Genomic DNA, 14,873 nt, shown 5'->3' with positions numbered 1-14,873 from the left:
GGCTACTGATCGCCCGCCAAGGGAGCGACCCGAAACGGAAATTGACCATCCGTTCCCGGTCACTGCCTGCGGCACGTGCCGCATTGATACCCCTGCGCCCGCCCTTCGAACACATGACGATCAGTGCCCGGGGCGTTCCGGAGAGTCCCGGCCGAGAAGGGGAAGGGCGCCGGGAACACGGCGCGTTCCGGTGGAGCACGGCAAAACGGTCCGCCCCTCCGTCGGCACGGAGGGGCGGACCGGTCGGCTCGCCGGGTCGGCGGTGGACCCTGGGGAGGTCGCTCCGCTACTCCGACGCGCCGACCAGCTTGCCGTCGGGCCGCACGGCGTACCAGGTGCCGCCGACACCCTGGCCGTTGGTGTCGCCCGGGGCCTTGTCACCGGCGAACGTGTAGATCGGCGAGCAGTTGATCGTCTGCTGCTTGCCCTTGCCGTCGGTCCGCTCGAAGATCATGTAGCCCTTCTCCTGGATGCCCTTGGTGTCGGCGAAGTCGACGGGCTCCACGATCGGCCACTTCTCCAGGCAGGCGCCAAGGCAGTTGGAGACGGGCTTGGGCCACGCCTTGTCCTTCTTGAACCGGTAGACCGTCATGCCGTTCTTGTCGACGACGATCTCACCGAGCTTGGGGTCGTTGCGGGTGGACAGTCCGAGCTCCTCGGCGTTCCCGGCCGCACCGGCGCCGCCCGCGCCCTCCTGCACCTTCTTGCCGTCGGGGGCGAGCGCGTACCACTTGCCGCCCACGCCCTGCCCCTTGACGTCACCGGCGTTGACGTCCTTGGCGTAGCGGTAGGCCGGCCAGCCGCCCACGGTGAGCTGCTTGGTGCCGTCGGCGCGGGTGACCGAGCCGAGCAGCGACTTGTCGATGCCCTCGCCGGCCTCGGCGTCGTCCGCGGGGACGGGCGGCCAGGTCTTGGCGCAGTCGCCGTCGCAGTTGGACTTGGGCGGCTGGTCCGTGTCCTGGTCGAACCGGTACAGGGTGAGACCGAGGCTGTCGGTGACCACCTTGCCGATCTCGGCGGTGGAGACGGACAGCTTGCCCGCGGGGTTCGACGGGCTGAGGGCGCTCGGCGCGGCCGGCTGGCTCGGCGTGGCCGCGCCGTTCCCGGTACCCGAGCCGATGCTTCCGTAGTCCCCGGGCGCGGCCGTGGCGCCCACGTTCTGGCTGGCCGCCGGTGGGCTGTCCTGACCGCACGCCGTCGTCAGCGCCAGGACCGCCGCGGCGCTCGCCACGAGTGAGGCGCTCCGCCAGGAGGTCTTCATCGTCAACTCCCCATAATCGCAAGGGTGTTGCAGCGCCCTGCTGCGCCGCCGCACGGCCATGAGTACGCACGGGGGCGGCCGGTGCGTTCAACGGCCGGGCAAATTTCTTTCCGGAACCCGCGACGACCGCCGCGGATCACCCGCACACGAGTGCGTGTCACACCCTCACGGGTGACGATGCGGCAAACCCACGACGCCGGAAGATCCCTCTTTCGGGGCAATCCCCTTGCGCCCCGGCACGTCCCGGCGGCACAGGGCTCATGATCTTCGTCGTGCATGGACCCGTATCGACTCAATCCGCCCTCGCCGCACGGGCCTTGGCGGTGGCGTCGCTCACCTGGGCACTCGTCGGAGCACCGGCCCCCGTGGCGGTGGCCGACGCCTGCGCGTACGCCTCGACGGGGCCGGACGGCACCGAGGCGGTGGCGGTCGCCGGCGCGGCGGTGGCATCCGTCGGCGGCAAGACGTGGCCGACCAAGCCGCCCTGCCCGCCACCTCCGCCACCCCCGCCGTGCCCCACCCCCACGCCGCCCCCCGAGCCCCCGCCGCCGAAGCCGACACCGACTCCGACCCCGACGCCCACCCCGACGCCGAGCCCGACGCCGACGCCGAGCCCGACTCCACCACCGCCGTCGCCGTCGCCCGAGCCCCCACTCCCTCACCCTCCGCCGCCGAGGCCCGCGCCCACCGCACGGCCCGAGCCGCCGGCCCCGCCCCCGCCGCCCGCGCCGCGCCCGGCGCAGCCTCCGCCCCGGCCGGCCCCCAGGCCCGTACCTCCGCCGCCCCCCGCGCCGGAGCCGTCGGCGACGCCCGCGCCGGGCCCGTCCGCGAAGCCCGTCCACTACCCGCACTACCGCGCCACATCACCGCGGCCCCGGCGGACCGGCGGCACGCTGTCGCCACTCACCTTCGTCCTGCTGGTCACGGTGCCCGCGGTGGTCGCCGTCGCCGCGCTGCGCGCGCGCTGATCCCGAACCCTGGAGGCACCTCTTGCCGGAATGGCTTGTTCTCACCCTCGCGATGCTGGCCGCCTGCGCCGTGGTGGTCGTCATCACCCTCGTACGGCACCGCAGGGCGCCCGAGGACGAGGACCCCAGCGAGACCCCTGACGTCATCGAGTACATGACGATGTGGATCGGCGTGGTGTACGCCATCGTCCTGGGCCTGGCGATCGCCGGCGTCTGGGAGGGGCGCAGCGCCGCCCAGGACCACGTCCAGGCCGAGGCCACCGCGCTGCACGAGATCTCGGAGCGGGTGCGGGTCTATCCCGCCGAGCAGCGCGACCGGATCCGCGACGACATCCGGATCTACGTGAACCACGTCGTCACCACGGAGTGGGACAGCATGGCCGACGAGGGCGAGGTCACCGAGCGCGGCGGCCGCCTCTTCGAGCGGATCCGCGCGGACGTCACCGACTACGAACCGGCGTCGGACTTCGAGGCGCAGGCCTACCAGCCGCTCCTGGACCAGGTGACCGCGGCGAGCCAGGCGCGGATCGCCCGGGCGGAGTCGACCGGGGAGACCATGCCGGGCGTGGTGTGGTTCGGGCTGATGGCCGGGGCCGTCATCACCATCGGGATGATCTTCGCCCTGCAGATCCGCAGAACGGCGCGCGAACTGGTCCTCGCCGGGCTGTTCTCGGCCCTGATCGCCTTCCTGCTGTTCCTCATCTGGGACTTCGACGCGCCCTACAGCAGGGGCGTGACCGCGTCGGCCGAGCCGTTCCTGAACCTGTTCCCGGGCGTCGAGGGCTGACGGGCTCGAGCACCACGGATCCCGGCCGGGGGACGCGCGACACACCGTCGCCGTCCCCCGGCCGCGGTACGGGAGTTCCCCCGGTCAGCCCACACGTGTGCCCCGTTCGCACTACCGCGATCGCGCCATCGGCCGCCCCTTCTTAGCGTTTCGGGCATCGAGGTGCATGTGTGCGCGAGCGGAACAGGTCCGCGGCTGCTCCTCGGGGACCCGGAGGATCCACCATGCGCGTGATACGCGTCGCTTCGGCCGCTCTGCTGGCCGGCGCCCTCACCTCCTGCGTGCCCGCCGCCGGTGCGGCGGTCCGGACCGACTTCGGCTTCGCCGTGGAGCCCTCCACGGTCGCGCCGGGCGGGAAGGTCACGCTGCGGGTGGAGCGCAACGAGGCGTGCCGGGGAGAGGCGGCGGTCGACTCACCCGTCTTCGACCTCGTCACCATCCCGCCGCACCAGTCGCGGGCGAGGGCCGTCGTCGACTGGGACGCCAAGCCCGGCGCCGTCTACGACGTGCGGTTCGAATGCGACGAGTCGAGCGGTACGGCGCGTCTGACCATCGCCGGCGGCGGGCCGACCCACCACCCCACGCATCACCCGACGCACCACCCCCACAAGGGGGTGCACGCGGGTGAGGGCGGCACGCTCGGCGGACTCGACCTCCAGGAGATCGGCCTGGGCGCCGCGCTCATCGCCGGTTCCCTCGCCGCCGCCCACCACTTCGCGCGCCGCCGCACCGACGAGGACGCCGGCTGACCCACGCCGCGCCGGCTGACCCGCGCCGCCGCGCCCCGTCCGCGCCGGGCCCCCTCGTGGGGGTGCCCGGCGCAGACCGTGCACGTGCGAGGCGACGGCCCGGCCGGGCGCCGCGGGAGGCGGCGTCAGATGCGCCGCTCGGCGCGCCGGCGCATCCAGAACACACCACCGCCGACGACCGCGGCGGCCACGAGACCGCCGCCGATGGCCACGTCGGTCGGGGTCGCGCCCGTGGTGCTGCTGCCGCCGATGCCGCCGCGAACACCGCCGATGACGGTGAAGGCCTGCGGCTTGGTCAGGGTCTTCCCGTTGCAGGTGACCGTGATGTCGTACGAGCCCGGGCGGGCGTTCCTGTTGATCGTGGCGGTGCCCTTCGCCTTCTCGTTGTGCCCCCCGTGAACGGGCGTGAGCGTCGTGGCGGGGAAGGCGTTGGACGTCGCCGTACCGCCGTGGCGGCAGCCGTCGACCGTGATGGTCAGCTGGCCGCCGCGGGCGATGACGCTGGGCAGGGCGGTGATGTTGCTGGGCGTGTCCCACGCGACGGCCGCGGGGGCGGAGAAGCCGAGGGCGGCGACCGCGGCGCCGGTGACCGCCAGGGCACGAGTGTTACGCATGTGAACCTCCGCGGAAGACGCCCCGGGACCCGTTCCCCGGTCGATCGGCGAGAAAGCGCCTCCCAGAAAGACAGTCAGTTGCCCTGCGCGGGGCCGCATTTCGGGAATGGTCCGTCCTGGTGAGGCGGGACACCGGGGGAATTCCGCACGAGGGGACATCACCGCAGGTCACGGACCACGGGAAATTTCCTCGCGGTGGCAACTCGGATGGCGCACCTGACGCCCCGACCAGGCCCCGGACGGCCCCTCGTGCGCCCGGGCCACCCGTTCGCTTCCGCCCCGTCGCCGGTTTCGCGCACGGCACTTAGCGTGCTGGTATGCGCGATTGACCCGGCGACGGCCGCGTCGAGAGGGGATGGCGAATGTCTGCGTCCGAGCTGGCCCAGGCCGAAGAGGAGGCGCGGCCGAGGAAGCGCGCCCCGTGGGGCGTGATAGCGCTGGTTCTGCTGACCGGCCTGGCGCTCATCCGCAACGGCTCGGGGGAATTCGACGAGGGCCCGCCCCAGCCGGAGACGGCGGCAGCGGCGGAGAACCACGTGCCCGGCGCCGCCTTCGCCGGCACCGTGCGCCCCCTGCCCCACGCCCTCCCGGACCGTGTCAGGATCCCGGCGATCCAGGTCGACGCGCCGGTCGTCCCCGTGGGCCTGGACCCGGACGGCTGGGTCGGGGCGCCGCCGCCGGAGGACCCCAACCTGGCCGGCTGGTTCACCGGTGCCGTCACCCCCGGCGAGAAGGGCACCGCGGTCGTGGTGGGCCACGTCGACAACCAGCAGGGCCCCGCCGTCTTCTACGGCCTCGGAGCCCTGAAGAGGGGCAACCGCGTCGAGGTGGCCCGCCAGGACGGCAAGACCGCCGTGTTCGAGATCTACGGCGTGGAGGTGTTCGAGAAGGACAACTTCCCCGGCGACCGCGTCTACGGCTCCAAGGGCGCGGCGGAGCTGCGGGTGATCACGTGCGGCGGCGGCTTCTCCGAGCAGGAGGGGTACGCGGGCAACGTCGTGGCCTTCGCCCGCCTGGTCGAGGTGCGCTGAGCGCTCCCCGCCGGGCGGGCGGGTCCCGGACCGCCCCCTACGCGTGGGGCGGCCGGGGCACGGTGACGTGGTAGCCGGAGTCCAGCAGCTCGGGCAGGTAGCGCCGCAAGGCGCGCACGCTCTGCGAACGGTCGCCCCCGGCGTCGTGGGAGAGCACCACCACGCCGGGGGCGGCGCCGTTCTCGACCCGCCGCACGATGGAGCGGACGCCCGGCGTGGTCCAGTCGAGCGTGTCGAGCGTCCAGCCGAGCGGTTCCATGCCGAGCGCGGCGCCGAGCTGGAGGGCGGCCCGGTTCCACGCCCCGTAGGGGGCGCGGAACCACTCGGGGCGCTCGCCGCAGGCGTCCTCAATGACGTCGCTGGTGCGTTCCATCTGGGAGCGGATCTGGCGGCGGGTCAGGCGGGTGAGCAGGGGGTGGGACCAGGTGTGGTTGCCCACGACGTGTCCCTCCTCGGCCATCCGCGCCAGCTCCCGCCTGCCGCCGGCGACCATCTCGCCGCACACGAAGAACATCGCGCGGACGCCGTACTCGGCCAGCACGTCCAGGATGGCCGGGGTGTAGCGGGGGTCGGGGCCGTCGTCGAAGGTCAGCACCATGGTGCGGCCGCGGCCGGGCACCCGCAGCAGCGGTTCGCCGCGCACCAGGGTGCGGCGGGGCGCGGCGCGCGGCGGGCCGTAGCCGGTGAGGGGCTGCAGACGGTACGCGGAGGCCTTGGGCGGGCGTCGGACGGCCTGGGCGCCCGCCGCCGGGGCGGCCGGGCCGGCGGGTCCGGTGGTTGCGGCGGGTCCCTCCCCGGTGACCGCCGTGAGCACACCGGCCGTGGCGGCCGCTCCCACGGCGCCGGCGCCCGCGATCAACGCCGCGCGTCGGGTGAGCAACTGATCCTTCTTCATGACTCATCAGTCGCCCGGCGGAAGGCCGACGCACCTGAGCAACACCGGTGCGGCGGCACGCTTTCACCCGAACGGCCCAGGCGTACGGGTCAGCGGCGGCGCACCAGGGGGAAGGGCAGGGCCTCGCGGATGGTCGGCCCGGTGAGGAACATGACCAGCCGGTCGACACCGACGCCGAGGCCGCCGGTGGGCGGCATGGCGTATTCGAGGGCGTCGAGGAAGTCCTCGTCGAGTTCCATGGCCTCGGGGTCTCCCCCGGCGGTGAGCAGCGACTGGGCGGTGAGGCGGCGGCGCTGCTCGACGGGGTCGGTGAGTTCCGAGTAGGCGGTGCCCAGTTCGGTGCCGAAGGCGACGAGGTCCCACCGCTCGGCCAGGCGCGGGTCGGCGCGGTGCTGCCGGGTGAGCGGGGAGACATCGGTCGGGAAGTCCTGGTAGAAGGTGGGCAGTCCGGCGTTGCGGAAGGTCCGGACCAGTGCGAACACCTTCTCCAGGCCCCCCACGCACAGCCTCTTCTCATGTGGGTGGTGAAGGGGCGGGCGTTGGCTCCGCCGTGGATCTGCTGGAGGTCGAGGTAGCGGCGGCGGACCTTGCCCCTCCGGTTCGGCCAGGCCCCGGCGCTTGTCGGGCAGCGGGCGCAGGCACGTGCCGGTGAGCTGCCAGGAGGTGACGAAGACGGTCGGTTCGCCCCGGTCGCTGACGCCGGCGTGGCCGGTGGCGGTGATGTGGTCGCCGATGTCGGTGTCGGCGGTGAAGCGGTCCAGGGCGGGGCCGCAGCGGTCGCGGGTGAGGGCGAGTCGGCGGTCGCCGGACCAGTCGCGCAGGACGGTGAGGACGATGCCGCCGAAGTCGCGGACCAGCATGATCCGGCCGGCGACGGTGACCTCGCGGCCCTGTTCGACCTCGGCCAGGGCGTGGGTGCGGGCCGTGACGTCCACCGGGTAGGGGTCGGTGCCGCCGGCGCGCAGCCGGTCGAGCGTGCGGTGCCGGACGCGGACCTGGTCGGGCAGCCGGAGAGGGGGCCGGCGGGCTCGGTCCCGTCCCCTCCGGCGAGGCCGAGCGCCGCCAGTGACGGCAGCCCCTCCGTGGTGGCGGGCCGCTGTCCGCCCTTCGGGTGCCCGTTTCCCCACAACTTGCGCATCGACGGTACGGAGACGAAGCGCTCGGCGATGCCGGAGGCGAGGGAGATCCGGGCCGATGCGGGCGCCCTCCTCGAACACGGAGCGGAACACGGCGAAGTTCAGCGAAACCCAGCGCACGCCCAGTCCCGGGGCGGCGGCGCACAGTTCCGCGACCACGAACTCCAAGGACGGCGCGGGCCCGGCGGACGGCGGCGCGGCGGGAGGCGGCGTCAGAACTCGCGGCGGGCGACGGTCAGCAGGACCAGGGCGAGGCCGCACACCACGAAGGAGGGGACGGACTCGGCGAACTCGCCGACGGCCATGGCGAGGACGTCGGTCAGGACCAGCAGGCCCGGGTTGCCGACGACCAGCCACCAGGCGGCCTTCTTGCGGGCGGCGGTGGCGGCGGCGCGCAGGAACAGGAAGACCGCGTAGGCGAGGTTGGCGCTGACCGGGACGAGCAGCAGGTCCGGGAAGTGGACGAGGGGGCGCAGTCCGGTGCGCGGCGGCGGGACGAGCGCGAGCAGGGCGCAGAGCGCTCCGAGGGCGCCGAGGAGGACCGCGCATCCCTGGGGCACCCGGCCCAGCAGGCCGGGAGCCCGGTGGGGCGGGCGTGTCGGACCCGTCGTGTCCGTCCCGGCCGCCCCGGTGCCCGCGATGGCGCTCATGTACCGACTCCGGGAACAGCGGCCCCTTCCCGCCCCTCGAAGCTCCCTCCGGGCGGCCGGGTCCACGGCCTCCGATAGCCTCACGGCGTGACGGAACAGCACTCCCCTCAGTTCGAACGGGGCACGGACGGGCCCAAGGTGATCGTGGTCGGGGTGGACGGCTCCGACTCGTCCCTGCGGGCCGCGGCCTACGCCGGTGGGCTGGCCCGGCGCCAGCACGCGCTGCTCGCGGTGGTCTATGTGCAGCCCGTGCTGGCGGCGGGGGCGGCGCTCGGGGCGCCGGTGGCGGGGACGACCGAGGAGATCGCCGAGGACCTGGTGGCGCAGATCCGGGACGCGGCCGAGCGGCTCAAGGGGATATTCGAGGTCCGCTGGGAGTTCCACACGTTCCACGGCGACCCGTACAGCGGCCTGGTGAAGGCGGCCGACGAACTCAAGGCGGACGCGGTCGTGGTGGGCGCGTCGGAGCAGGCGGGGCACCGGATCGTCGGGTCGGTGGCGGTGCGGCTGGTGAAGGCCGGGCGGTGGCCGGTGACGGTGGTGCCGTAGGGCGGGAGGGGGCCGCGTCCGTCCCCCGCGTGGTGTCTTCCGCCGGGCGGGGGCCTGGGCCATCATGATCCGCTGTCAGCCGTTTTGCCGCTCGCGAAGAGGTGAGGCGCATGGCCGGACTCCGGATGGGCGAGGGCGTTCTCCGCCGTAAACCCATCGAGCGGATCGAGGAGACGGAGACACGCGAGGGGGCGCGGCTCGAGCGCTCCCTGGGCCTGTGGCAGCTGACCGCCATCGGGGTCGGCGGCATCATCGGCGCGGGCATCTTCACGCTGGCCGGGACGGTCGCCAACGGCACGGCGGGCCCGGCCGTCCTCGTCTCGTTCCTGATCGCCGGGGTCGCGTCCGCCGCGGCCGCCCTGTCCTACGCCGAGTTCGCCGGGCTCATCCCGAAGGCCGGCTCGGCCTACACCTACGGCTACGCGGTGCTGGGCGAGCTGGCCGGCTGGTTCATCGGCTGGGACCTGCTGCTGGAGTACACGGCGATCGTGGCGGTGGTCGCGATCGGCATCTCGGGCTACTTCAGCTTCCTGGTGGGCGAGATGGGCGCGGACCTGCCGGAGTGGATGCTGGGCGCCCCCGGCACCGGTGACGGGCACCGGGTCGACCTGTTCGCCGCGCTGCTGTGCCTGCTCATCGCCTATCTGCTGACCCTCGGCATCAGGAACGCGGCCCGCTTCGAGACCGTCGTGGTGATCCTGAAGGTGCTGGTCGTGCTGCTGGTGATCGGCGTGGGCGTGTTCCACATCGACACGACCAACTACAACCCGTTCTTCCCGTACGGGGTCGGCGGGGCCTTCACGGGCGCGGCGACGGTGTTCTTCGCGGTCTTCGGCTACGACGCCATGTCGACGGCGGCCGAGGAGTCCAAGGACGCGCAGCGCCACATGCCCAGGGCGATCATCTACTCGCTCGTCGTCTCGATGGTGCTGTACGTGGCGGCCTGCCTGGTGCTGACGGGCATGCAGGACTACCAGGACATCGACAAGGAGAGCGGCTTCTCGACGGCGTTCAAGTCGGTGGGGCTGAGCGGCCTGGCGGACGTGATCGCGGTCGGCGCGATCATCGGCATCCTCACGGTGATGTTCACGTTCATGCTGGGCGTGACCCGGGTGTGGTTCTCGATGTCCCGGGACGGGCTGCTGCCCCGGTGGTTCGCGAAGACGCACCCGACGCGGCGCGTGCCGACGCGGGTCACCTGGATCGTGGGGGTGGCGTCGGCCGTGATCGCCGGGTTCCTGCCGATCGGCGAGGCGGCCGAGCTGACCAACATCGGCATCCTGCTGGCGTTCGTCGTGGTCTGCGCGGCGGTCATCGTGCTGCGCTACCGGCAGCCGGACCTGCCGCGCACCTTCCGCACGCCGTGGATGCCGGTGGTGCCCGCGGTGGGCATCGTGTTCTCCCTCTGGCTGATCACCTTCCTGCAGTGGCAGACCTGGGCGCGGTTCGCCGTCTGGTTCGCGCTGGGGCTCGTCGTCTACTTCGCCTACTCCTACCGGCACTCGGAGCTGGCCGGGCGCCGGCCGGAGCAGCGGGACTGAGGGCCTACTCCCCCATCACGAGCCCGTCCTTCGCCGCGCCCCGGCTGAGGACGACGTCGCGGATGCGGTCGCGGACGGCCCGGACGTCGGCGCCCTGGGCGAGCGCCCGGTTGAGGTTGACGACCCGGCCGGCGTCGACGTCGAACAGCTGCGGGACGAACTCGGCCCGGGTCACCTCCCAGCGGCCGCCCGGCCGGGCGGGCGGGGCGAAGGTGAAGCGGCCGAGGGTGGACTGGTTGCCGCGCGGGTCCTTCGCGCCCTCGGGGTTGGTCATCAGACCGGCGATCTGGTCGCCCATGCCGTAGATCACCCAGGTGCCGTTGACCTTCTCGTAGGCCTGGGGGACGTGGGCGTGGGTGCCGAGGATCAGGTCGATGTCCGGGCGGCCGCCGGTGCGGGCGGCGGTGAGGCCGCGGGCCAGGGCCAGCTGCCGTTCGTCGGGGGCGTCCTGCCATTCGGTGCCCCAGTGCATGGAGACGACGACCACGTCGGCGCCGGCGCCGCGCGCGGCCCGGGCGTCGGCCAGGATCCGGGCCTCGTCGATGAGGTTGACGGCCCAGGGCTGTCCCTCGGGGAGCGGGATGCCGTTGGTGTCGTAGGTGTAGGCGAGGTGGGCGACCTTGGCCGGGCCCGCCTGGAGGACCGTCACGGTGCGGGCCTCCTGCTCGCTGCGGGCCGAGCCGGCGTGCCGTACGCCCGCCCGGTCGAGGGCGTCGAGGGTGCGGCGGATGCCGTCGGCGCCGTCGTCGAGGGTGTGGTTGGAGGCGGTGGAGCAGCCGTCGTAGCCGGTGGCGGCGAGGGCCGGGGCGACCTCGGGCGGGGACTTGAAGGTGGGGTAGCCGGTGTAGTCGCCGTTCTCGCCGTAGACGGTCTCCATGTGGCACAGGGCGAGGTCGGCGCCGGAGACGACGGAGCGGATCCCGTCGAGCATGGGCCGGAAGTCGTAGCCGGTGCCGCCGGCGTCGTAGCGGGCCCGGTCGATGATCGTGTCGTGCGGGAGGACGTCGCCGGAGGCGACGAGTGTGAAGCCGCGCTGCCCGGCGGCGGAGGGGGCCGGGCGGCCGGGGCCGGACGGTTCGTGGCTGCGGGCCTGGCAGGCGGCGCCTGCGGCGAGGACGACGGTGAGGGCCAGGGCCACCTGTCGGCTGCGTGCGATCATCCATTCACCCCACGGTGGGCGTTGTGGTCGTATTTACACACATTCAGGAAAGGAGGCCCGGACCGCCCCGCGCGGCTCCGACACGCTCATCGGCCCGACCGGCACCCGCCCGGTGGAGCGCCCCGACCGTTCGTCGAACCGTTCGTCGACGCGATCGACCGTCCGTCGCACAGCCGGGTCCGTGCCCTGTGCCCCGGCGGCACCCTGCGGTGGCATACGGCCATGACGGCCGGATCCACTCTCACCAACGGGACGACCGCCGAGCACGAGCTCGCCGCACTGCAGCGGGAGCACGGCCGGCCCCTCTTCGCGCTCCTGCTGCGCCTGTGCGACGGGGACCGGCAGCGCGCGGAGGACCTGGTCCAGGAGACCCTGGTGCGCGCCTGGCAGCACCCCGAGGCCCTGCGCGCCGACGACTTCGACTCCGTGCGGCCCTGGCTGATGACCGTCGGGCGACGGCTCGCGATCGACGCCCGGCGCGCCCGGCAGGCCCGGCCCGCCGAGGTCGGCGACGCGGTGCTGGAGAACGCGCGGGTCAGCTCCGACCACGCCGAGCGGGCCGCGGCCATGCTCGACGTGCGCCGCGCTGTGAAGACACTCACTCCGGAGCACCGTGAAGTACTGGTGCTCGTGTACTTCCAGGGGGCGAGTGTGGCGGAAGCCGCGGCGGCCCTCGGGATCCCGCCCGGTACCGTGAAGTCCCGCGCGTACTACGCGCTGCGCGCCCTGCGCCGGGTGCTTCCGGGTTACGCCGCCGACCTGCGGTGAAACCCACGGCCTGGTCAAGCCTTCGTAAAGCGCCTTGCTGTGGACCCCGGTTGAGTAATCGGGTGTTCCTATCCGTGTTCCGGATGGGGCCGACGACGCCCCGGGGCCCGGTGTCGGCCGACGCGCACGTACCGGAGGAAGGCAGGAAGGGATGCTGCACAGAGGTCACGAGAGCACGGACGGTTCGGACGGCGAACTGACCGTCCCCATGGCGTGGTTGTACGCGGAGTACATCGCCGACGAGCTGCTGCGGACCGGCGACCTGATGCCGCCGACGTCCTTCGAGTTCCGCGCGGGGCGCGACGCCCTGGCGCTGACCATCTTCCTGTCCGACACGGACGGGGAGCTGTCGGGCATCCGGGTGGTCACCCAGCTGGAGACGTGGCTGTCGCTGACCGCGTACGACCAGCCGTGGCAGGAGTGGGTGGGCGAGCGGCTGGCGGAGCTGGCGGCCGGTGCCGCGGCGCCCGGCCGGACCGCCCCGGACCTGGACCTCGCCGAGGAGGCCTGGCGCTGGCTGCAGGAGACGGAGCTGCTCGCGCCCGACCTGAACGCCGTACCGGGCGGCGCTCCGGTGGTCGGGGAGGACGAGGGACCGAAGGTCTGGACGCCCGCCTGGCAGCTCGGACTGCCCCTCGGACACCTCGCGATCCATCTTTTCTAGATTTCTGCGACCCGGACCAATCCGCGGGCCGGAGGGCTCCGAATCCTTTGGTTGCGATTGTGTCACCGGCTTGAGTGATTCCGCTGCCTGGTCCGTACCGGTGGGAGCAAGGAGTAACCCCACCCGCACCCAACGGCACGAGGATTCGGCATGAGGTCCCTGGAGAGGCATCGCGACGTCGGCGCCTACGCGCTCGGCGTGCTGGACGAGGCGGAGGCCTTCCGCTTCGAGGACCACCTCATGGAGTGCCCCCAGTGCGCTGCAGAGGTGACGGAGTTCGGCCCGACGGCACGGCAGTTGATGCTGTACCGGCGGGCCACGCCACGGCTGGTGAACCCGATGGCCCAGCCCGGCCCGCGCATGCTGGACCGGCTGCTGGCCGAGGTGGCCGACCGGCGCCGGGCCGGCCGCAGGCGCATGGTGTTCGCGCTGGCCGCCTCCGTCGTCCTCGCGGTGTCGGTGCCCGCCGCCGCGATGATGGCCGGGGGCAGCGGCGAGAGGACCCGGACGATCGCGGCGACGGACGGGCGCACGGGCGTGTGGGCCCAGATCACGACGGCGGACGAGGCCTCGGGCAGCCAGGTCGAGCTGCGCGTGAAGGACGCGTCCGACTCGCGCGCCTGCCACCTGGTCATCGTCGGCCGGGACGGCACCGAGGAGATCGCCACCAGCTGGCACGGGCCCGGCCACGACACCGAGCCGCACACGATGATGGCCAGCTCGTCCCTGCACCCCGACGAGATCGTCCGTTACGAGATCCGCTCCTCGGCGGGGGACGTCCTGGCCCGGCTCGAACCGAGCTGACCATCCGTCCGCCCCGGCCGCCGGGCGGGCCGGGCCCCCCGGTGTGAGACTGCTGACGACGCGCTCCGGAGCCCGCCCGGGGTGCCCGCGGGTCCCGGCGAGGGGAGAGAAGGTGGCGACGGCAGAGACCGGTGAGGACCGTCTGGAGGAGTTCCTCGCCGACCCGGCGAACGCGGCCCTGGACCTGACCACCACCGTCGCCCGCTGCACCAAGGCCCTGGGACTGCAGCACTCCGTGGTGTACCTGGCCGACATCCAGCAGCGCCGTCTGGTGCCGCTCACCGACGTCACCCCGCCGCTGCCCGTGGACGGCTCGCTCGCCGGCTGGACCTACCGCACCCAGTCCCTGCGGGTGGAGGAGTCGGAGTCGGGCGGCATGACGGCGTGGATCCCCCTGGTGGACGGCGCCGAGCGGCTCGGCGTGCTGGCCGTGCTCTCGCCGTCCCTGACCCCGGTCGTGCTGCGCCGCGCCCGGGCCCTCGCCGCCCTGCTCGCCATGACGATCACGTCCAGGCGCGTGTACGAGGACTCCTTCGTCCGGCGGACCCGCGCGGAGCCGATGCGGCTGCCCGCCGAGATGCTGCGGGCCTTCCTGCCGCCCCGCACCATCGGCACCGCCCACGTGGTCTCCACGGCCGTGCTGGAGCCGGCCTACGAGATCGGCGGCGACGCCTTCGACCACGCCCTGACGGAGACGACGCTGCACGCCACCGTCCTGGACGCCATGGGACACGACCTGGCCTCCGGGCTCACCACGGCGGTGTCGCTGGCCGCGTGCCGCAACGCCCGGCGGACCGGGGCGGACCTGCCCGAGCTGGTGGAGTGCGTCGACGACGCGCTGGCCCACTGGCTGCCCGACCAGTTCTGCACCGGCGTGCTGGCCCAGCTGGACCTGGCCTCGGGAATGCTGCGGTGGGCCAACTGCGGGCACCCCACCCCGCTGCTCATCCGCGAGGAGCGGCTCCACGTGGACGCCATGCGGCGCGAGGCGGATCCGCCGATGGGCCTGCCGTCCCTGCTCGCCGGGCGCAAGCGGCGGACGCACGAGATCGCCCTGAAGCCCGGCGACCGGGTGCTGATGTACACCGACGGGGTGACCGAGGCCCGGGGCAGCGACGGCGGCGAATTCGGCCTCGAACAGTTCGCCGACTTCATCATCCGGGCGACGGCGGCGGGCGAGCTGGCCTCCGAGACGCTGCGGCGGCTCATCCACTCCATCCTGGACTCGCCCACCAGCCGGCTGCGGGACGACGCGACCATCCTGATGTTCGAGTGGAGGCCGCCGTCCCGGTGACGG

14 protein-coding genes and 1 pseudogene are annotated in these 14,873 nt (G+C 73.3%); 9 read left to right on the top strand and 6 right to left on the bottom strand.

All coding sequences use genetic code 11. From position 1 onward, the window contains the following. Positions 1-286: 286 nt before the first annotated feature. Entirely contained in the window at positions 287-1,261 is a 975-nt protein-coding gene (locus AC07DA_RS28265; RefSeq protein WP_479131025.1) for an SCO0930 family lipoprotein, read from the bottom strand. A gap of 1,020 nt (positions 1,262-2,281) precedes the next feature. On the opposite strand from AC07DA_RS28265, the gene AC07DA_RS28260 reads away from it, so the two are divergent. Next, positions 2,282-3,016 carry a bestrophin-like domain gene (locus AC07DA_RS28260; RefSeq protein WP_479131103.1) on the top strand — a complete coding sequence of 245 codons (735 nt, stop codon included), beginning with the start codon at positions 2,282-2,284 and terminating at the stop codon, positions 3,014-3,016. 224 nt (positions 3,017-3,240) lie between these two features. Further along, positions 3,241-3,765, top strand: a complete 525-nt coding sequence (locus AC07DA_RS28255; protein ID WP_479131024.1) for a hypothetical protein — start codon at positions 3,241-3,243, stop codon at positions 3,763-3,765. A 125-nt stretch (positions 3,766-3,890) separates the two neighbouring features. Here AC07DA_RS28255 and AC07DA_RS28250 read toward each other — a convergent pair whose 3' ends face one another. Continuing rightward, positions 3,891-4,379, bottom strand: coding sequence for a hypothetical protein (locus AC07DA_RS28250; protein ID WP_479131023.1), 489 nt, complete (start codon positions 4,377-4,379; stop codon positions 3,891-3,893). A gap of 362 nt (positions 4,380-4,741) precedes the next feature. Between AC07DA_RS28250 and AC07DA_RS28245 the strand changes: the two genes are divergently transcribed. Then, positions 4,742-5,410 carry a class F sortase gene (locus AC07DA_RS28245; RefSeq protein ID WP_479131022.1) on the top strand — a complete coding sequence of 223 codons (669 nt, stop codon included), beginning with the start codon at positions 4,742-4,744 and terminating at the stop codon, positions 5,408-5,410. Between the two features lie 37 nt (positions 5,411-5,447). Here the strand turns inward: AC07DA_RS28245 and AC07DA_RS28240 are convergent, their stop codons facing one another. From AC07DA_RS28240 to AC07DA_RS28230, 3 genes and pseudogenes are all read right to left on the bottom strand, one after another. After that, the gene (locus AC07DA_RS28240) at positions 5,448-6,305 is read right to left on the bottom strand and encodes a polysaccharide deacetylase family protein (RefSeq protein WP_479131020.1); all 858 of its coding nucleotides are present in this window, start codon (positions 6,303-6,305) and stop codon (positions 5,448-5,450) included. An 89-nt stretch (positions 6,306-6,394) separates the two neighbouring features. Then, positions 6,395-7,627: pseudogene (locus AC07DA_RS28235) on the bottom strand (amino acid--tRNA ligase-related protein); the annotation flags it as partial. A 26-nt stretch (positions 7,628-7,653) separates the two neighbouring features. Continuing rightward, on the bottom strand, positions 7,654-8,091 hold the full coding sequence (locus tag AC07DA_RS28230; protein ID WP_479131019.1) for a hypothetical protein: 438 nt from the start codon (positions 8,089-8,091) through the stop codon (positions 7,654-7,656). Between the two features lie 87 nt (positions 8,092-8,178). On the opposite strand from AC07DA_RS28230, the gene AC07DA_RS28225 reads away from it, so the two are divergent. Then, positions 8,179-8,640, top strand: coding sequence for a universal stress protein (locus AC07DA_RS28225; protein ID WP_479131018.1), 462 nt, complete (start codon positions 8,179-8,181; stop codon positions 8,638-8,640). A 110-nt stretch (positions 8,641-8,750) separates the two neighbouring features. Continuing rightward, entirely contained in the window at positions 8,751-10,181 is a 1,431-nt protein-coding gene (locus tag AC07DA_RS28220) for an amino acid permease (protein WP_479131017.1), read from the top strand. Between the two features lie 4 nt (positions 10,182-10,185). Here the strand turns inward: AC07DA_RS28220 and AC07DA_RS28215 are convergent, their stop codons facing one another. Continuing rightward, entirely contained in the window at positions 10,186-11,340 is a 1,155-nt protein-coding gene (locus AC07DA_RS28215) for a CapA family protein (protein WP_479131016.1), read from the bottom strand. A 222-nt stretch (positions 11,341-11,562) separates the two neighbouring features. On the opposite strand from AC07DA_RS28215, the gene AC07DA_RS28210 reads away from it, so the two are divergent. The 4 genes from AC07DA_RS28210 (at position 11,563) to AC07DA_RS28195 (ending at position 14,870) form a co-directional block, all read left to right on the top strand. Next, entirely contained in the window at positions 11,563-12,108 is a 546-nt protein-coding gene (locus AC07DA_RS28210; protein WP_383332450.1) for a sigma-70 family RNA polymerase sigma factor, read from the top strand. A 151-nt stretch (positions 12,109-12,259) separates the two neighbouring features. Next, on the top strand, positions 12,260-12,772 hold the full coding sequence (locus AC07DA_RS28205) for a hypothetical protein (protein WP_479131015.1): 513 nt from the start codon (positions 12,260-12,262) through the stop codon (positions 12,770-12,772). A gap of 150 nt (positions 12,773-12,922) precedes the next feature. Beyond that, positions 12,923-13,576 (top strand): zf-HC2 domain-containing protein, encoded by a 654-nt coding sequence (locus AC07DA_RS28200; RefSeq protein WP_479131014.1) that lies wholly within the window; start codon positions 12,923-12,925, stop codon positions 13,574-13,576. Positions 13,577-13,688: 112 nt separating this feature from the next. Continuing rightward, the gene (locus tag AC07DA_RS28195; protein WP_479131012.1) at positions 13,689-14,870 is read left to right on the top strand and encodes a PP2C family protein-serine/threonine phosphatase; all 1,182 of its coding nucleotides are present in this window, start codon (positions 13,689-13,691) and stop codon (positions 14,868-14,870) included. The last annotated feature ends 3 nt before the right edge of the window (positions 14,871-14,873 follow it).

Source organism: Streptomyces sp. NPDC044921, from assembly GCF_056432865.1.
The sequence above is the reverse complement of the archived record's forward strand: the minus strand, read 5'-3'. Positions and strand labels throughout refer to the sequence as shown.